This is a genomic window from Chryseobacterium panacisoli (assembly GCF_008274625.1).
Taxonomy (GTDB): domain Bacteria; phylum Bacteroidota; class Bacteroidia; order Flavobacteriales; family Weeksellaceae; genus Chryseobacterium; species Chryseobacterium panacisoli.
Genome location: NZ_VTRU01000004.1, coordinates 165,405 through 182,751, shown reverse-complemented (window position 1 = coordinate 182,751; position 17,347 = coordinate 165,405). Strand labels below are relative to the sequence as shown.

At 35.3% G+C, this 17,347-nt stretch carries 17 protein-coding genes and 3 tRNA genes; 15 read left to right on the top strand and 5 right to left on the bottom strand.

The window, feature by feature from the left end:
* Positions 1–53: 53 nt before the first annotated feature.
* Positions 54–806 (bottom strand): hypothetical protein, encoded by a 753-nt coding sequence (locus tag FW781_RS16465; RefSeq protein ID WP_149388419.1) that lies wholly within the window; start codon positions 804–806, stop codon positions 54–56.
* 55 nt (positions 807–861) lie between these two features.
* Here FW781_RS16465 and FW781_RS16460 point away from each other — a divergent pair, with 55 nt between their 5' ends.
* A complete protein-coding gene (locus FW781_RS16460) occupies positions 862–1,299 on the top strand; it encodes an RNA-binding S4 domain-containing protein (protein WP_149388418.1) in 438 nt (145 codons plus the stop codon).
* Between the two features lie 16 nt (positions 1,300–1,315).
* Here FW781_RS16460 and FW781_RS16455 read toward each other — a convergent pair whose 3' ends face one another.
* Positions 1,316–1,831 (bottom strand): shikimate kinase, encoded by a 516-nt coding sequence (locus FW781_RS16455; protein ID WP_047377852.1) that lies wholly within the window; start codon positions 1,829–1,831, stop codon positions 1,316–1,318.
* A gap of 115 nt (positions 1,832–1,946) precedes the next feature.
* Between FW781_RS16455 and FW781_RS16450 the strand changes: the two genes are divergently transcribed.
* The 3 genes from FW781_RS16450 (at position 1,947) to FW781_RS16440 (ending at position 2,266) form a co-directional block, all read left to right on the top strand.
* Positions 1,947–2,019 (top strand) — tRNA-Lys (locus FW781_RS16450).
* Positions 2,020–2,055: 36 nt separating this feature from the next.
* Positions 2,056–2,138, top strand: a tRNA-Leu gene (locus FW781_RS16445).
* Positions 2,139–2,193: 55 nt separating this feature from the next.
* Positions 2,194–2,266, top strand: a tRNA-Lys gene (locus FW781_RS16440).
* A gap of 200 nt (positions 2,267–2,466) precedes the next feature.
* Here FW781_RS16440 and panC read toward each other — a convergent pair.
* Positions 2,467–3,315: a pantoate--beta-alanine ligase gene (gene panC / locus FW781_RS16435; protein ID WP_047382399.1), complete on the bottom strand. Its 849-nt coding sequence runs from the start codon at positions 3,313–3,315 to the stop codon at positions 2,467–2,469.
* A 171-nt stretch (positions 3,316–3,486) separates the two neighbouring features.
* Here panC and FW781_RS16430 point away from each other — a divergent pair, with 171 nt between their 5' ends.
* The 9 genes from FW781_RS16430 to FW781_RS16390 all read left to right on the top strand — a co-directional run bounded on the left by FW781_RS16430 (position 3,487) and on the right by FW781_RS16390 (position 14,158).
* Entirely contained in the window at positions 3,487–4,257 is a 771-nt protein-coding gene (locus FW781_RS16430; protein WP_149388417.1) for a glycogen/starch synthase, read from the top strand.
* A 13-nt stretch (positions 4,258–4,270) separates the two neighbouring features.
* A complete protein-coding gene (locus FW781_RS16425) occupies positions 4,271–5,911 on the top strand; it encodes a DUF4270 family protein (protein ID WP_149388416.1) in 1,641 nt (546 codons plus the stop codon).
* 37 nt (positions 5,912–5,948) lie between these two features.
* On the top strand, positions 5,949–7,802 hold the full coding sequence (gene glmS / locus FW781_RS16420; protein WP_149388415.1) for a glutamine--fructose-6-phosphate transaminase (isomerizing): 1,854 nt from the start codon (positions 5,949–5,951) through the stop codon (positions 7,800–7,802).
* A gap of 108 nt (positions 7,803–7,910) precedes the next feature.
* Complete coding sequence (gene porK / locus FW781_RS16415) at positions 7,911–9,335, top strand: T9SS ring complex lipoprotein PorK/GldK (RefSeq protein WP_047382406.1); 1,425 nt, start codon at positions 7,911–7,913, stop codon at positions 9,333–9,335.
* A gap of 53 nt (positions 9,336–9,388) precedes the next feature.
* Entirely contained in the window at positions 9,389–10,087 is a 699-nt protein-coding gene (gene porL / locus FW781_RS16410) for a type IX secretion system motor protein PorL/GldL (RefSeq protein ID WP_047377858.1), read from the top strand.
* Between the two features lie 53 nt (positions 10,088–10,140).
* The gene (gene porM, locus FW781_RS16405) at positions 10,141–11,730 is read left to right on the top strand and encodes a type IX secretion system motor protein PorM/GldM (protein WP_149388414.1); all 1,590 of its coding nucleotides are present in this window, start codon (positions 10,141–10,143) and stop codon (positions 11,728–11,730) included.
* Between the two features lie 22 nt (positions 11,731–11,752).
* The gene (porN, locus tag FW781_RS16400) at positions 11,753–12,691 is read left to right on the top strand and encodes a type IX secretion system ring subunit PorN/GldN (protein WP_149388413.1); all 939 of its coding nucleotides are present in this window, start codon (positions 11,753–11,755) and stop codon (positions 12,689–12,691) included.
* A 135-nt stretch (positions 12,692–12,826) separates the two neighbouring features.
* Complete coding sequence (locus tag FW781_RS16395) at positions 12,827–13,861, top strand: NAD(P)/FAD-dependent oxidoreductase (protein WP_149388412.1); 1,035 nt, start codon at positions 12,827–12,829, stop codon at positions 13,859–13,861.
* 36 nt (positions 13,862–13,897) lie between these two features.
* Positions 13,898–14,158, top strand: coding sequence for a SemiSWEET transporter (locus FW781_RS16390; RefSeq protein ID WP_149388411.1), 261 nt, complete (start codon positions 13,898–13,900; stop codon positions 14,156–14,158).
* A gap of 65 nt (positions 14,159–14,223) precedes the next feature.
* On the opposite strand, the gene FW781_RS16385 is transcribed toward FW781_RS16390, so the two are convergent.
* A complete protein-coding gene (locus FW781_RS16385) occupies positions 14,224–14,658 on the bottom strand; it encodes an META domain-containing protein (RefSeq protein ID WP_047377863.1) in 435 nt (144 codons plus the stop codon).
* Between the two features lie 35 nt (positions 14,659–14,693).
* A complete protein-coding gene (locus tag FW781_RS16380) occupies positions 14,694–15,086 on the bottom strand; it encodes a multicopper oxidase domain-containing protein (RefSeq protein WP_149388410.1) in 393 nt (130 codons plus the stop codon).
* Positions 15,087–15,724: 638 nt separating this feature from the next.
* Here FW781_RS16380 and FW781_RS16375 point away from each other — a divergent pair.
* Positions 15,725–16,111, top strand: a complete 387-nt coding sequence (locus tag FW781_RS16375) for a hypothetical protein (RefSeq protein ID WP_149388409.1) — start codon at positions 15,725–15,727, stop codon at positions 16,109–16,111.
* A 147-nt stretch (positions 16,112–16,258) separates the two neighbouring features.
* Positions 16,259–17,341 (top strand): efflux RND transporter periplasmic adaptor subunit, encoded by a 1,083-nt coding sequence (locus tag FW781_RS16370; RefSeq protein WP_149388580.1) that lies wholly within the window; start codon positions 16,259–16,261, stop codon positions 17,339–17,341.
* Positions 17,342–17,347 lie beyond the last annotated feature (6 nt).

Here is a 17,347-nt window from a genome sequence, read left to right as displayed (position 1 = left end):
AACAGCCCTTCAATAATTATTGGAGGGCTGTTTATTATTAATTTTATTATTTCTTAATCTTGTTTCTCACCATTTGGTCTGTCCTCTCTTCCATAAATCTGAAAGTTGAATACAAAAGATTTATTTCTGTAAGAAGTATTTAAGTACGGATAATGAGGGTTTCTTGCAAAAGCAGCTCTGGAAGGAACAATAATTACTCCCTGTAAATTATAAGGTGCTTCATTGGAAAGATTATCAAATGCTTTGAACTTCTGTAAAGCTTCTCTGAAACCAGGGATTTGATAATAACTTGCCTTTTTTGCCGCATCAGTTGTACCGGACTCTAGTATTGATTTCTTTGTGTAATAAAACATGGGATCAATAACAGGTATACCCGTTCCATCAATGGTATTTAAAAATGCAGCTTTTGCCTGAAATGAAGTATTTCCGTCAGAATTAACGGCCAGATAAGAGTAAACTCTTCCCATAATTTTGATGATATCTGTACTTTCAATGGTTTTTCCAGCAGCCGGTGAAGGCTGGGCTCCGCTTCTCATGATATAAATTGTTCCGGAAGGAAGGGTTATTGGGGATAGCTCAGATAGTTTCTTTTCGTTATCATCTATAGTATCTGTAGTGCTGAATGCTTTTATATTCCCTTGTGTATCAAGATAGTTTTCATCCATGAACTTCTTAATGGCTTGATCATCATACGTGTTTTGCGTAGCAATATCTTCCGGTTCTACATAGGGTGACGTTTCATCATCTTTCTTACAAGCAGAAAAACACAAAGATCCTGCAAGGATATATAAAAATATTTTTTTCATTTCAAAAAACTTTAATTACTTTACAAATAATATAACGGCAAAAGTATAAAAAATTATGAGAATAGATAAATTTTTATGGAGCATTCGTTTTTATAAGACGAGAAGTATTGCAACAGAGGAGATTAAAAAGAATAGAGTTTCTATAGGAACGTCTGCCGTAAAGTCATCTAAAGAGGTAAAAGAAGGGGATACTATTAAAATCCGTAAGAATCAGATTGATTATAAAATAAAGGTAATTCAGATTCCTAAAAGCAGAATAGGTGCTAAATTGGTGCCCCTCCATATCCAGGATGTGACCGATAAAGAACAATATGAACTGTTGAAACTTCGCAAGATGTCACAAGACTATTACAGAAACAAAGGAGAGGGAAGACCTACAAAGAAAGACAGAAGGGAAATGGACGATTATGTAGGTAATGACATTGCTTCAGACTTCACAGACTGGGATGATTTCTTTGGGGAGACAGATAATGAAGAGGAAAACGCAGATTAATATAAAAGTAAAAGCTCTAGAGATAGAGCTTTTCTATTATTTCGTTGACAATGTCTTCCGGTTCTCTGGAATCTGTACCTACAGTGAATTGTGCTTTACTGTAAAACTGATTTCTTTCAAATAAATGTTTAGCGATGAATTCCGGGAGGTCTTCATCAGATATATTGGCAATCAGAGGTCTTTTTTCTTTCTGTTTTGAAAGTCTTTCAACCAATGTTCCTACAGAACTTCTTAAAAAGACACTTTTGGAATTATGATTAATGATCTCCATATTATTGTAATAAACAGGAGTTCCTCCGCCAAGACTTAAAACTACATTTTCTTCCGAAGCCAATATCTCTTCCAGGGCCTCTCTTTCCAGCTTTCTAAAGTAAATTTCGCCCTTCTTCTCAAAAATTTCCGGAATGGTTAATTTATTTCTTCTGGAAATCTCTTTATCGAGATCAATCAATTTAAAATCGATTTTTTCGCTTAATATTTTGGAAATGTGAGATTTGCCACTCCCCATGTATCCGATCAATGAAATTACCATGAATTTTTTTTAAACAAATTTGCGAAAAAGTTTTGAGATAAAGAAAAAAGTCATATCTTTGCACCACTTAAAACAAGGGACATTACTTAAATGAAAACTTGATAAGTAAGTGACCGACTCGGTAGCTCAGCTGGTAGAGCAATACACTTTTAATGTATGGGTCCTGGGTTCGAATCCCAGCCGGGTCACAAGCAATAAAAATTACTGGATTTCGTAATTTTATTGCCTGCGTGGTGAAATTGGTAGACACGCCATCTTGAGGGGGTGGTTTCCTAAGGATGTGCTGGTTCGAGTCCAGTCGCAGGCACTGCAAAGAAAAATTTATAATTAATATTGAAATTTATTTCATTTTAATTGTGGCCGACTCGGTAGCTCAGCTGGTAGAGCAATACACTTTTAATGTATGGGTCCTGGGTTCGAATCCCAGCCGGGTCACAAGTTTACTGAAAAGTAAATTTTTTTCATATTAATATTTTGTGATTTGGTGTTTCAAAGGCTTCCTTCAGGAGGCCTTTGATTTTTGCATTCAGTCTGACAATAACAGCATATGATTGGACTGATTGGTTTTTATTACATAAAAACTCTGACGTTGCCATCAGAGTCTATATTTTATAAAAATATATGTTCTTTTAGTATTAATCTAAGTGCATATTGTCAATTAGTCTTACACCATCTACCACTACTACAATAAAGGCCCTGAATTTTCTGTCCTTATAGAAGAAATCTGTTTCCTGCAGAGTGTTTTCATCAGCAATCAGGAAGTATTCCAGCTTCATCCCCTGCTGGTTGTCGAAAATATCTGTTACCCTTTCCTTTATTTCCGGTATTGTAACGGTTCTGAACCAGTCATTTACTTTATTTAAGGTCTCATAAATGACTTTAGAAGCTTCTTTTCGGTCTTCATGAAGTCTCTGGTTTCTTGAGCTTAATGCCAATCCGTTTTCTGCTCTATAGATTGGAACTCCTGATATTTTAACGGGAAGATGTTTTTTATCTACCATCTTTTTAATAATAGCAAGCTGCTGGAAGTCCTTTTCTCCAAAATAAGCATTGTCAGGCTGTATCTGTCTGAAAAGCTCTTCTACAACAGTTCCTACACCATCAAAATGTCCCGGTCTGGATTTTCCTTCCATCTCATTTTCCAATCCATCAAAATCATAGCGCTGGCTTTCAGTTTTTTCAGGGTAGATATCTGCTACCTCAGGAATGTAAACGGCATCTACAAGACCTGAAGTTTGAAGAATAAGAATGTCTCTGTTAACATCCCTTGGGTATTTTTCAAGATCTTCAGAATTATTGAACTGGGTTGGATTTACAAAAATTGAAGAAATAACAAGGTCATTTTCTTTTCTTGCCTCTTCATACAGAGAAAGATGGCCTTTATGTAAAGCGCCCATAGTAGGTGCAAAGCCAATTCTTTTCCCCATTTCTTTCTGTCTTTCAATAAAATCCTGAAGGACTTTCCTGTTTTTTATAACTTCCATAGTTTATTTTAATGCTATTTCAAAAATACTAAAAATATCGTATAATAATATGCACTTTTAATAATTTGGAAAAGGGAATTTTCGTAAAAAAATGTTAATTAAAATAATGTTGGATGTTTTTTTGTAATTTTGCACATTAAAGCATTTTTACAAAAATTAGATAGAAAGTTTATGCCGAATCAAAAAATACTGTACATTACTACAGAGATGTATCCATATCAGGAAGATACCAATATGGCTGCAGTGGTAAACAAAATGGCACTTAAGATGCACCAAGAAGGCAATGATGTAAGAGTTTTTATGCCAAGATTTGGACAAATAAGTGAGAGGAAATTCCAGCTTCATGAGGTGATCCGTCTTTCAGGAATGAATATTATTATCAATGACCTGGACCAGCCTCTGATCATTAAAGTAGCGTCTCTTCCGGGGGAAAGACTTCAGGTTTACTTTATTGACAACGAAGAATATTTCAAAAGAAAACAATATTATTTTGACGATGAAGGAAATCCTTTCGAAGACAATGACGAAAGAGCTATTTTCTTTGCCAGAGGAGTGATTGAAACCATTAAAAAGTTAAATTGGGTACCGGATGTAATCCATTTGAATGGATGGATGGCTTCTTTTGTTCCAATTTATCTTAAAACTTACTACGAATCAGATACTTATTTCAAAGACGCAAAAATCGTACTTTCTCTGTATAATGAGAAAGATGCGGATCTGGATAAAAAGATCGACGAAAAACTACAGTTTGATAATATTTCGGGATTAAAAGCGTTAGATAACCCAACAATTAAAAGTTTTGTTATCGAAAGTATGAACTATGTAAATGCTGTTGTGAAAGGCGACGAGTTTCTGGATGAAGACCTGGATAAGGCTTTCAATGAAACCGCTACTGAGAAGTCGGAATATCTTGACATAGATTCTATAAATCAACTTTATTAAAAACACATTTTTAATGACTCATAATCTTAAAAGGACCTTCGCCATGCTTTTATTGGCGATTTTCGGAAGTACAATCCTTTATAACTGTGAACCGGATCCGGATTCTCTTGGGGAGCAGTTGTTCAATGATGATGCAGCACAAGGTAATGAAATTTCATATCCAGTTATCGCATACAATTACAACAATAACGATTCAATCAGAAGTGATGCTGCCAGATTAATCAGCGGGGTGAATGAATCCGGTACAGCTTCATATGTTGGTGTTCTTGGAGCTTTTACTGAAAGTCAGTTTGGAATGCAGAGAGCATCTTACGTTACTCAGCTGAGAATGCCGGTAGATAATTATGATTTTAACGGAGCTAATCCAAAAGTAGACTCTGTTGTTCTTGTAGTAAGACCACCTGCGAATACTACAGCGAATACCTATTTCTTTGAAAGCGATTCATTAAAAACAAATACATTTGAGAAAAGTGATTTTCCAGTAGATGGAGTGGCTACAGCCGTTTCAATTGAGAAGAAAACTTATCCTGTTCGTAAATACGGTAAAATTGGGGGAGGAGTTTCAAAATCAATGAAGATCAATGTACATGAAGTTACTACGTTCTTAGATTCAAATGATGATACTTTTAAACGTTCCAATAAATCAATAAGCACTGGCGAATTGTTAGGATCAGGAGTGTTTGACGGTAACATTAATTCTATATCTATTACTAAAAAATCTGATAATTCAGTTGTATTTACAGGAAATCTTGGTTTCAGAATGAAATTGAGCAATACAAACTTTTTCCAGACTCATATCCTTGACAAAAAAGGAAAACCTGAACTTCAGGATGCTTCTAACTTTATCAGATATTTTAAAGGAATAAAAATTTCTGTTGATGAAACTGATAAATATCTTTATCAGTTCTCTCCTAATGATCTGCAGCTTATCATGTATTACAAATATGACAAAACAGATAACGGAACAACAACAAGACCACAAACAAATCTTGTTTTCAACTTAGGAGGTTCTAATGCTCATATCGGACTATATGAATACAACAACGCCGGAACTCCTGTCGCTAATGCTTTAGCGGCAAGCAACTCTAACGAAGGTGATGAAAAACTTTATATTCAGGGAATGGGTGGTCCTTCTGTAGTAATGAAAATTAAGGATGAGACAATTGCAGACCTTAGGAAGATCTATGTTGAAAAGAAAGCAGGTATTTTAAGTGCTAAGATAAGAGTATATGTAGATCCTTTAAGCTGGAAGAATACCAACTCAACAGAAGATCGCAAGTTTACACTTTTAAACAATACTTTAAATACTAATGGTACTATTGATTTCTCAAAGTTAGCTTATACATCAGATTTATCAACAGGACTTGGTTTATATAATTATAATAAGGATAAGGATTACTATGATATTATAGTAACAAAAACAATCAAGGATCTTGTTGAAGAAGCAAAAGACAGTGATGGGAATTTAATCAAAAATTTACCATTATTAATCAGTGCAGGAACATTTGCAACAAATGCTACAGGAACCCTTTTAGGAGTTCGTAATACAACAAGAGCATTTGATATGAACAGAATTATTCTGACAGGTATAGATAAAACGAATGCCAATCCTAAGAGAATCCAGCTGATGGTGACTTATGGTACAAAAAAATAGATACAATAAATACAAAATACACTAGACAAAATATAATATGTGCGGAATAGTAGGATATACAGGTTTTCAAGACGCTTACGAAATTGTAATTAATGGTCTTAGAAGATTAGAATATAGAGGGTATGACAGTGCCGGAATTGTTTTAGAAAGTCCAGACAACAAACTGGAAGTAGAAAAAACAAAAGGTAAAGTTGAGGATTTGGTGAATATTTCGAAAGAATTAAAAGGGAAGTCTAAAATTGGAATGGGGCATACCCGTTGGGCAACCCACGGAGTTCCAAGCGACAGAAACTCCCATCCGCACTTGTCAAACAACGGAAAAATAGCAGTTGTACATAATGGTATTATTGAAAACTATGATACCATAAAAAAAATGCTTACGGAAAAAGGCTTTACTTTCAAATCAGAAACTGATACGGAAGTATTGGTAAACCTTTTCCAGTATTTTATGGATATTAATCCTGAGACTGATTTCCCGACTGCAGTAAGATATGCGTTGAATGAAGTATATGGAGCGTATGCAATCACTGTACTTCATGAAGATTATCCGGGAGTATTGGTAGTAGGAAGATTAGGTTCTCCTCTGGCAATCGGAATCGGAGACAAAGAATATTTTATTGCATCTGATGCTTCTCCTTTCGTAGAATTTACAAAGGAAGCTATTTACCTTGAAGAAGGACATATGGCAACAATCTCTCTTGAAAATGGAGTAGATATCAGAACCATCAATGAAAACTCTAAAATTGAGCCGGAAATTCAGGAGCTTAAATTAAGCCTGGAGCAGATTGAGAAAGGTGGATATGAGCATTTCATGCTTAAAGAAATCTTTGAACAGCCTAAATCTGTACACGATACCATGAGAGGAAGACTTCTTTTAGATGAAGGAGTGATCAAAATGGCTGGTATCTGGGATCATGTGGAGAGATTCAAAAATGCCAACAGAATTATCATTATTGCTTGTGGAACGTCATGGCATGCAGGTCTTATCGGAGAATATCTGATAGAAGAATATGCAAGAATTCCTGTTGAAGTAGAATATGCATCAGAATTCAGATATAGAAATCCAATCATTACTGATAAAGATGTGGTGATCGCAATTTCTCAGTCCGGAGAGACAGCCGATACGATGGCTGCTTTAAAACTGGCAAAAGAAAAAGGAGCATTTATATATGGTATATGTAATGTTGTAGATTCTTCAATTGCAAGAATTACAGATGCCGGTTCGTATACACATGCCGGTCCTGAAATTGGGGTTGCTTCTACGAAAGCATTTACAGCGCAGCTTACTATTCTTACTTTAATTGCATTTAAATTAGGAAAACACAACGGAAACTTAGGAAACGCTGAATTTATGAGCTTAATTGCTGAGCTTGATGCCATTCCTAAGAAAATTGAAGAAGTGCTGAATACGACCCACGAGCTGACGCAAAATATTGCAAAAGACTTTGTGAAAGCTACCAATTTCCTTTATTTAGGAAGAGGATACAATTATCCGGCTGCCCTTGAGGGAGCATTAAAATTAAAAGAAATTTCTTACATCCATGCAGAAGGATACCCGGCTGCAGAAATGAAGCACGGTCCCATTGCCCTGATCGATGAAAACATGCCAATTGTAATTATAGCACCTAAAAAAGGACACTATGATAAAATTGTAAGTAATGTTCAGGAGATTAAAGCGAGAAAAGGTAAAATTATCGCTGTAGTGAATAAAGGAGACCGTCAGGTGAGTGAAATGGCAGATTATGTTATTGAAATCCCTGAAACTTCAGAATGTTTCTCACCAATCGTTGCTTCCGTACCTCTGCAACTGCTTGCTTATTACATTGCAGTATATAGAGGGGCAAACGTAGATCAACCGAGAAACCTTGCAAAATCTGTTACCGTGGAATAAAAAGTTGTTGTAAATAAAATAAATTTAGATTTCTTCCGTTATTTCAAAAAAAATCTTAAAAGTTTCTTAAAAAAATTATATATTTACGGCTTAATTATAAAAATTAACATGAAAAGGATATTTCTTTTATTATTGTCTGCGTCGGTAGCATCGGTATCTTGTTCAGGTGGTGGCAGCTCTTCTGTAGGGAAGCCAGGAACAAAAGGAGAATTGATACCAAGAGAAAAAACTAAATCATTTGTTGCGGAAAGACCATACGGAATGGTCGCAATTCCTGCAGGTTCATTTGTTGCTGGTTTAGCAGACCAGGATCCAACAAATACTCCTGAAAAAGCAGCATTGAAGACAGTTACTGTTTCTTCTTTCTTCATGGATGAAGCAGAAACTACCAACTCGGAGTACAGAGTATTTATCAACTATGTAAGAGACTCTATTGCGAGAACTTTACTTGCTGAAGCTGCCGGAGAAGGTGGTGATGAAGGCGGACGTAAAGGAGCTGCAATAGGAGATTACGCATATCTTGCTAAAAAAGAAGAAAATTTAACACCTTATCAAGAATATATGGAGGGCCAGGGTGGCCGGGAAGACGGAAGTTATGATGCCAGCAAAAGATTAGATTGGAAAATCCCTTTGCACTGGAGCACAACAAAATATCCGGATGTAGAATACGCAGAAGTTCTAGAATCTCTGTATCTGCCTTCTTCTTCCAGAATTGGAAACGAAAGAATTTTAGATGTAAGCAAGCTTAAGTATACTTACCGTTGGGGAGATATGGATGCTGCTGTTGCAGATAACGAAAGAGGAGCTAATTACCTGAAAAGCGAAAGTATCGCGATCTATCCTGATACTACAGTTTGGGTAAAAGATTTCCACTTTGCTTACAATGAGCCATTGTTTGAACAGTACTTCTGGCACAAGGCTTACAAAGACTATCCTGTTGTTGGGGTTACCTGGGATCAGGCAAGGGCTTATTGTAACTTCAGATCTAAATTGAAATCTGATTACAACGAAAGTTTAAAAAGAAAAAAACAAAAACCATTAGTGTTCCGTCTTCCAACAGAGACAGAATGGGAATATGCTGCAAGAGGTGGAATGCAAAACGCTACTTACCCTTGGGGAGGTCCATATTTAATGGATGACAGAGGCTGTTACCTTGCCAACTTCAAACCGAAGAGAGGTAACTACATGGAAGATGAGAAAAAAGGTACTTATACATATACAGCTCCAGTTAAGAAATTTAAGAAAAATGGGTTTGGGTTATTTGATATGGCTGGAAACGTTTCTGAATGGACATTATCTTCGTTTAACAATTCATCAGCTGGATTCACTTCTACATTAAATCCTTCTACTAAAGATAAAAAGGATACGAAGAAATCTGTAAGAGGTGGATCTTGGAAAGATATAGGATATGCACTAATGACAGGTGCTAGAGATTGGGAAAGAAAAGATTCCGCAAGAAGCTATATCGGATTTAGAACTGTACAGGATATTCCTGAAGCAGCTGTTAAGCCAAGAAGAGTTAACAGAAATTAATCAGACAATTTTTCAATAACAATTTTATTTAACATTAAAAAAACTAACTCAATATGTTTAAGACTAAAGATGCTTGGATGAATTTCTTTTATTCATTCGGTGCTGCAATTGTAATTCTTGGAGCTTGGCTTAAAATTACTCACATTACCTTGGGACCAATTAACGGTAACATCGCTCTTACCGTGGGACTTATTACTGAGGCGATTATCTTTATCATTTTTGCATTTGACCCTCCGAAATCTGAAGAGTCTTATGCTTGGGAAAATGTTTATCCTGAATTATTAGATAAGCATGCTAACCCAAATCCATTACATTCTAATGTATCTTCTAGAAATAACAATGCTGCAGCTCAATTTGCTGAATTAGAAAATTCTCTTTCTACCAAATTGGACAAAATGCTTGAGGATGCTAGATTAGATGTTCAATTATTTGAAAGATTAAGAACAGGAATTGATAAATTTTCAAACTCTGTTGATCAGATCAACCAAACTGTTGACGTATCTGCTTCTACTCATAAATATAATGACCAATTAAATAAAGCTGCTCAGCATATGGAAAGCATGAATGCTCTTTATGCAATGCAACTTGAAAGCGGTAAAAAACAATCAGAATTTGCTAACAAATATGTAGCAGATATGCAGAAATCTGCAGAGCAATCTGAGAAATTCAATCAAGAGCTACAAGGTTTAACTTCTAATCTTAATAACTTAAATAGAGTTTATGGTGGTATGTTAACTGCTATGAAGTCTTAATTCCTAACCATTTCTAAATTTAACTACTTAATCAAAAAAACAAAGAAAAGAGAATGGCACAAGGAAAACAGACCCCTCGTCAGAAGATGATCAACCTGATGTATTTGGTGTTCATCGCGATGATGGCCCTAAATATTGATGCAGAAATCATCAGATCATACTATGACTCTACAAGAGCATTGAATGAAACCAGAACTTTAACAGAAAAAAAGAACGAGAAGATCTTTGAAAGAACGTTGGAAGCTAAGGCTCAGCAAGTTCCGGATACCTATGCACAGCCTTGGGCTCAGTACAAAGTATTGAAAACCAAAATTGATGCGTTGGTGAAATCTGCTCAGGATGTTAAAGATTTGTTGAAAAAACAATCTGAGTTTCACGATAAAGATAAGGACGGAAAAGATATTGACGTAAGTGAAAACTTTGCTGCACTTAACAACAACGAAGCAACTACTGAATATTTCTTCAAAGAAGGAGATGAAAATACTCCATCAAAGAATGCGTTAGATCTTAAAGCTAAAATTGATGATGTGAGAAACTATATCAATTCTACTTTTGGAAGCAATGCCCAGTTACAGGATTTAGTGGCAAGAGCTAACAAGTCTCTTATTGCGGAATACCCGAAAGGTACATCTCCAAATGAAAAGACTTGGTTCCAGAATAAATTTTATCATCAGCCGCTAATCGCTGCAATATCTAATTTGGAAATTATCCAAAATGATGCCAGAAACGTTCAGTCTGATGCATTGGCACTATTACTTCAGGAAAAAGTAGATGCGAATATTAAATTCTCAAGCTATGAGCCTATTGTTTCAGGTCCGGTTGATATCCAGGCAGGAAAACAGGCTGAAGTAAAAGTAATGTTAGGTACTTATTCTAACAGCAATAAGATCAGCATCTCTGGTGTAAGCAGAGTAGAAAATGGTAAAGGTATTACACAGATTTCAGGTTCTGGAATTGGTGAGCATAAATTAGGTGGTACTATTACATTGACAGATGCTTCAGGTAAGCCACAAAGTTTCCCATGGACGCATACTTATAATGTAATCGCAGGACCTAGAGAAGTAAAACTTGAAAAAGGATTATTACTTTCTGCTGATAAAATGAATGTAATGTATAGAGGACTTGAGAACCCTGTTTCAGGATCAATCTTAGGTGCTGACAATTCTAAACTTTCATTATCTGCTGCAGGAGCTACTGTGAAAGGTAAAGGTCCTGGTAAATGGGATGTAACTCCTACTACAGGAAATGTAGTTAAGTTAACATTATCAGGAACAGATCCATATGGTAAGACAGTTTCTCAGGTATTTGAGTACAGAATTAAGAATATTCCTAGACCTCAGGGTCAGATCAGAGGTAAGGCTGTAAACTTCATGCCGGCAGGTTCTATACCTAACCAGATTGTATCAGCAACTTTACCTGACTTTGACTTCCCTGTTTCATTCACTGTAAATAGCTTCATTATCAAGCTTCCAGGAAAAGCAGGTACTCTGATTCAAGGTAGTTCACTATCAGGAGCAGAAGGAATGCTTAGAAACCTTAGACCTGGTGATGTAGTTCAGATCTATGATATTCAGGCTACGGCTACAGGATTGGGTAACCAGAGACTTAAGGAAATTTCACCTGTAATTATTAATGTACAATAAGGTTAATTTGTAAAATCATATTATGAAAAAATATATTAGCACCCTTTTAGTTTTAGTTTCGGGATTCGCATTTTCCCAGACTATTCTGAATGCTGCTTCTCCCGAAGAATTTAGACAAATGAGATCTGAATCTATGAGAAAAGCAGGGGATACTGTTATCAGCAATAAAGTAAAGCCTCTTGAATATGGTTTCGTTGATGACAAAGATATTTACAAAAGTATGTTTGTTTGGGAAATCATTGATATGAATGATAAGATCAACCAGCCATTCTATTATGACAATCCGGATGGTCTTCTTGCAAGCTCTACAAGATCTTTATATCAATTATTACTTGATGGGGCTCTTAAAGGAGACATTAAGGAAGTTTATGACGACGAAAACTTTGTGACAAGACTTTCACCTGAAGCTATTCAGAAAAGATTGGAAAGTATAAGACTTGACGAAGAAGCGATCGATATTCTTAACTCTGGAAGAACACTTACAGAAGACGAGAAAAAAAGATTAACAGATATCATCAGAACAACTACTGATAAAGTAAAAGTTCTTAAAGTGATGGGTATGTGGTTTATCGATAAAAGAGATGGTCAAATGAAATACAGACCTCTTGGTATCGCTGCTATGGGACCAGATCCTACATCCGTCGGAAGAATTGGTCCAGACGGTCAGCCTTTGGCTGGTGCTGATGAATTGATCGACCTATTCTGGATCTATTATCCAAGTGCTCGTGATATTTTAGCCAACAATTATGTTTTCAATAGAAAAAATTCTTCTGCAGACCTATCTTTTGATGATATCATCAATGCAAGAAGATTCTCTTCTATTATCTATAAGTCTTCAAGCGGCTTAGGAGATGGTACCATCAAAGACTATATTCCTAAAAATGCTGATGAACAGCTGGAAGAAAGCGATAGAATCAAATCGCAGATTCTTGACATGGAAAATGATATGTGGAATTACTAGATTTCACTTGATATTTATAGAAAACCTGAGTATTTTTACTCAGGTTTTTTTTATTGAAGTCACCCTTTGTTTATTACTAATCAATAATCAATGTTGACGAATATATATAACCTTTAAATAAATGAAATTTCTCATATGAAAAATGTAGATTATATTGTTGTAGGAGACGGATATGCGGGGCTTTTTCTGGCTCATCAGCTAATTAAAAACAATAAATCCTTTGTGATCTTTTCTGAAGGAAGAAAAAGTGCTTCACAGATTTCAGCCGGGATTATTAATCCGGTTGTTCTTAAAAAGTTTACGACATTCTGGAAAGCACAGGAACAAATAGACTTCCTTAAAACTAGTCTGAAAGAAATAGAATCTTATACCGGAGAAAACTATCTGATCAATGCTCCCATTCACAGAATTTTTCATGATGAGAATGAACAGAATCTTTGGTTGAAAAAATCAGGGAATGAAGAATTATCAGCTTTTCTTGATAAAAAATTTGATCGTTTAAATGGGGTAAAAAACGATTTTCAGACGGGAAAGGTGAATCAGTCTGCCAGACTCAACGTTAATGGTTTTTTCAGTGGTTTATTCAATTATTTGGAAAAAAATGATCATTTAGTAAAAGAAAGATTCGATTATACCAAATTGAACCCTTCTGAATCGGTTTATAAAGATTTTTCTTTCAAAAATATTATTTTCTGTGAAGGAATGGGAGTGAAAGATAACCCATACTTTTCAGAAACAGCAGTGATTCCCAACAAAGGGCATCATATAAAAGTAAAACTTTCCCAGCCGATTCCGGAAGACATTACCATTAAAAAGAAACATTTCTTATTTCCAACCGGAAACGGACTTTATTTTTATGGTGGAACTTACGATAGAGATCAGCTTCATCATCATATTGATGACTCAGCGGTCACTCAATTGATCAATGGACTTTCTGAATTTTATCCCTATGATTTTGAAGTGAAAGAAGTACATTTTGGCTTCCGTCCTACTGTAAAAGACAGAAGGCCAATTATCGGAAGACACGAAACCTTGAATAACCTGTATGTTTTTAATGGAATGGGTGCTCGTGGTATTCTGAATGGATGCTATTTTTCACGCGACTTGTTCAATTTTATTGAAAATGATATTCCTTTGCATGAAGAAGTTTCTTCAAAGAGGTTTCAATAGCATATCTTAGTGTAGAGATTCAAAACTGTAGAATATATGGATGAAAATATATTAGGTATCATTGCCGGTTTTCTTACTTCTGTTTCGATGATTCCGCAGCTTGTAAAGGTGATCAGAGAAAAGAATGTAGAAGATATTTCTTTGCTCATGCTTCTGGTCCTTATTTCAGGGCTGTCACTGTGGGTATGGTATGGTTTTGCAAAAGACGAACTGCCTATTATTTTATCAAATTCGTTTGCTGTTCTGGTGAATATAAGTCTTCTGATTTGCTATATAATGTACAATAAAAAAGAGTAGGCTATACAAATAAAAAGACACCTTGTTTATAAGGTGTCTTTTATTTTTTATTGTAATAAATTCAATTACTGAAGAACAAATTTAGCTAAAGGAGCCATTCTTGCCTTGTTTAAAGTAAGTGTATTTCCATTTACAGAGTAGTTATCCGCAGCAAGGACTGCTTTTGTAAACTGGTTTTCAATATCCAGATCTTCACAAGCCATCATGGTAGACATTCCCTGATTGAATTTTATTCTCATGATTTCAGGTTTGATCTCAAAAGTTCCTCCAAATCCGTTACATCCGGCGTGGCCTTCATATCTCATTCCATCCATATTAAGTTTGAAATGAGGATTGTTTTTGGGGTTTTTAAGTTCAATCGGTTTCCCGTTAAGCTCTGTCAACTTCCATGTTTTTCCAGTAATATCAGTAGTCGCTTTTTGTGCGTTTTGTGTTTTACATGAAACAACCAGAAATGTTGCAATAACAAGTGCCGATAAATAATAATATAAACTTTTCATAATGCTTATTTTTTTAATGAATGCTATTCCTTATGCTAATACGATGCCATTTTTGCCGGTCCAGACTCTTTCTTTGCCTGTTTAAGATGGAACAGTACCATGTCTACATTCTTTTTAAGGAAAGTTATATTTCCCTTAATATCAGAATATTGATACTCTTCATTGGAGGCTGTATATTCAGGTAAAGCATCACTTTTTTTAAGGTCAAAAGTTTTACCGTTTAAATGTATTGTAGCGGTATTTTTGGTGTTGTTGATCGTTACTTCTATCTTTTCTCCATAGCTGTCAACATACACATCTTTGAAAATTTCGTCTGTGTTTTCGGATGCAGCAGCGGTAATGGTTTCAGCTTCTTTTCCGGGATGTTTACACGCTGTTAGGGAAAGAATGGTCAATCCCAGAAGGATTGGTGTTAATAATTTTTTCATAGTGATAAGTGATTTTAAAGTGTTTCATGAATTATGATGTTAATGCCTTATAAATTTACAAATATTTTTAATAAATATGTGTTAATTTTTCATAAACTAACAGAAAGTTAAGATTTCATATAATTTAACTCACTGTTTATTGAAACATTATTCACGAAACAGGCAGTAATAGTTATTGTAGAAAAATAGGGATTACCGTTGTTGAATCAGGGATTGTAACGAGTTTGTTTTTAATAGAATAGAGTACTTTTTTTTCATTTTTCATTTGTTGTGTAAATTTTCGGCAAAAATAATTCAAAAAGAAGAGAGTAACAATAAGTTAATGTTAATAATTCTAATTTATGATAAAGTTTAGGTTTGATTATGGAGATTTTCAAAATAGAAGGCCAGGGCATTAAAATGTTCAAAAAAGCAACAACTTTAAAATTAAAATTTCCTTAATTCAAAAAAAGTGGCTTAATTTTTGAAAATTGAAACTTACACAGATAAGACGTCAGAATTGCCTGAATAACTGTTGAATAAAGGAAATATTTGCTGTTTTTCAGGATTTTTTTATTCAGCTATTTTAAAGGATAGTTAAATTTTGTTAATCTGTTATGATAATATCATAATCTGGGTGTACATTTGCAACTTCAAAAATGAGAAACTTTATAGTATACTTTTTAACTGGTCTTTTTCTGCTCTTTGTAGTGGAAAGCAGGCTCAACGTTAAAACGCTTCGAAATGACTATTCCGGTCATGTTTCTCATCATATGCCGAAAAGAGTCAACCGTCTTAATCAGACTTTTGAAAAACTATCTGTTCAGCAGATGGCCGATACCGTAGACAATTCCAATTTAGAACTTGCTGAAAATGATTTCCAGCTGTCTGACGTATGGCAGGCTATTGTTGTTTTCGCCGGAGTTTTCAGTCTGGTTTACATTTTTGGATTAAAAAGCTATAAGCGGTTTAGATCCGATATTCATGGCTTTGTTTTTGGCCTTACAGCCAAAAGATTCATTCTGATCCGTTCTATTAGAATTTAAAATTTTCTCGATCTATTCCTATTTCTGCCTGATTCCGGGTAGAAATACTTTGCGTTGTGTATGCCGGTAATCATCACATCGTACCTCTTTTATTACCGTTTTATTTCTATCAAAACATTAACGATTTATATAAACTCTAGAATTATGATAAAGAGAGTTGCTTCGGGAATTGCGCTGAGTGCCCTTCTGTTGGCAGTTGGCTGCAATAAGAAAAAAGAAGAAAAAGAAGAAGTTACCGTATATCCGGTGACGTCCCCTGTAGTAATGGATACTGTAATCAACAAAGAATACGTAGCCCAGATTCAATCCGTAAAAAATATTGAAGTAAGAGCTCAGGAAAAAGGTTTCCTGGAAAAAATCTTTGTAGATGAAGGACAGTACGTGCAGGCGGGGCAGACCTTGTTCCGAATTATGCCTAAATTGTACCAGGCAGAATTATTAAAAGCAAAAGCAGAGGTAGAACAGGCTTCTATCGAACTGAAAAATGCAAGTACATTAGCAGGAAACAACATTGTTTCTAAAAATGAAAAAGCCATGGCAAAAGCCAAGCTGGATGCTGCCAATGCAGAAATGAAACTGGCTCAGATCCATCTTTCATTTACCGATATCAAAGCGCCGTTCTCTGGTGTTATCAACAGAATTCCTTTAAAACTGGGAAGTCTTGTAGATGAAGGTGATTTGTTGACTTCATTATCAGATAACACAAGTATCTATACTTATTTTAATGTTTCTGAGCCGGAATATTTAAGTTATCAGACTCACGCTGCAGACAGAGGCAGCAATCAGGTATCCCTGATCACAGCGAACGGAGAAACCTATTCGCAGAAAGGGGAGATCCAGACTATTGAAGGAGAATTTGACAATGAAACAGGTAATATTGCTTTCCGTGCCAAGTTCCCCAATCCTGATAAGCTTTTGAGAAATGGAGAAACAGGAAAAATTCAGATGTCAATGCCTGTTCATAATGCATTAATTATTCCACAGAAAGCTACTTATGAGATCCAGGACCAGAAATATGTATTTGTTATTGATAAAAACGGAGTGGCAAAATCCCGAAACATCAAAATCGCTTATGAACTTCCGGATCTTTATGTAGTAGGTTCAGGTATCTCAAAAGGAGATCAGATTCTTTTGGAAGGAGTTCAGAAAGTGAAGGATGACCAAAAGGTGAAAACCAAATTCCAGGATCCTAAGAAAGTTCTTCAATCATTGAAATTAAAAGCAGAGTAGTGGTCT

Coding starts and splice junctions, on each gene's coding strand:
- FW781_RS16465 (WP_149388419.1), bottom strand. CDS start 806: ATGAAAAAAATATTTTTATATATCCTTGCAGGATCTTTGTGTTTTTCT.
- FW781_RS16460 (WP_149388418.1), top strand. CDS start 862: ATGAGAATAGATAAATTTTTATGGAGCATTCGTTTTTATAAGACGAGA.
- FW781_RS16455 (WP_047377852.1), bottom strand. CDS start 1,831: ATGGTAATTTCATTGATCGGATACATGGGGAGTGGCAAATCTCACATT.
- panC (WP_047382399.1), bottom strand. CDS start 3,315: ATGGAAGTTATAAAAAACAGGAAAGTCCTTCAGGATTTTATTGAAAGA.
- FW781_RS16430 (WP_149388417.1), top strand. CDS start 3,487: ATGCCGAATCAAAAAATACTGTACATTACTACAGAGATGTATCCATAT.
- FW781_RS16425 (WP_149388416.1), top strand. CDS start 4,271: ATGACTCATAATCTTAAAAGGACCTTCGCCATGCTTTTATTGGCGATT.
- glmS (WP_149388415.1), top strand. CDS start 5,949: ATGTGCGGAATAGTAGGATATACAGGTTTTCAAGACGCTTACGAAATT.
- porK (WP_047382406.1), top strand. CDS start 7,911: ATGAAAAGGATATTTCTTTTATTATTGTCTGCGTCGGTAGCATCGGTA.
- porL (WP_047377858.1), top strand. CDS start 9,389: ATGTTTAAGACTAAAGATGCTTGGATGAATTTCTTTTATTCATTCGGT.
- porM (WP_149388414.1), top strand. CDS start 10,141: ATGGCACAAGGAAAACAGACCCCTCGTCAGAAGATGATCAACCTGATG.
- porN (WP_149388413.1), top strand. CDS start 11,753: ATGAAAAAATATATTAGCACCCTTTTAGTTTTAGTTTCGGGATTCGCA.
- FW781_RS16395 (WP_149388412.1), top strand. CDS start 12,827: ATGAAAAATGTAGATTATATTGTTGTAGGAGACGGATATGCGGGGCTT.
- FW781_RS16390 (WP_149388411.1), top strand. CDS start 13,898: ATGGATGAAAATATATTAGGTATCATTGCCGGTTTTCTTACTTCTGTT.
- FW781_RS16385 (WP_047377863.1), bottom strand. CDS start 14,658: ATGAAAAGTTTATATTATTATTTATCGGCACTTGTTATTGCAACATTT.
- FW781_RS16380 (WP_149388410.1), bottom strand. CDS start 15,086: ATGAAAAAATTATTAACACCAATCCTTCTGGGATTGACCATTCTTTCC.
- FW781_RS16375 (WP_149388409.1), top strand. CDS start 15,725: ATGAGAAACTTTATAGTATACTTTTTAACTGGTCTTTTTCTGCTCTTT.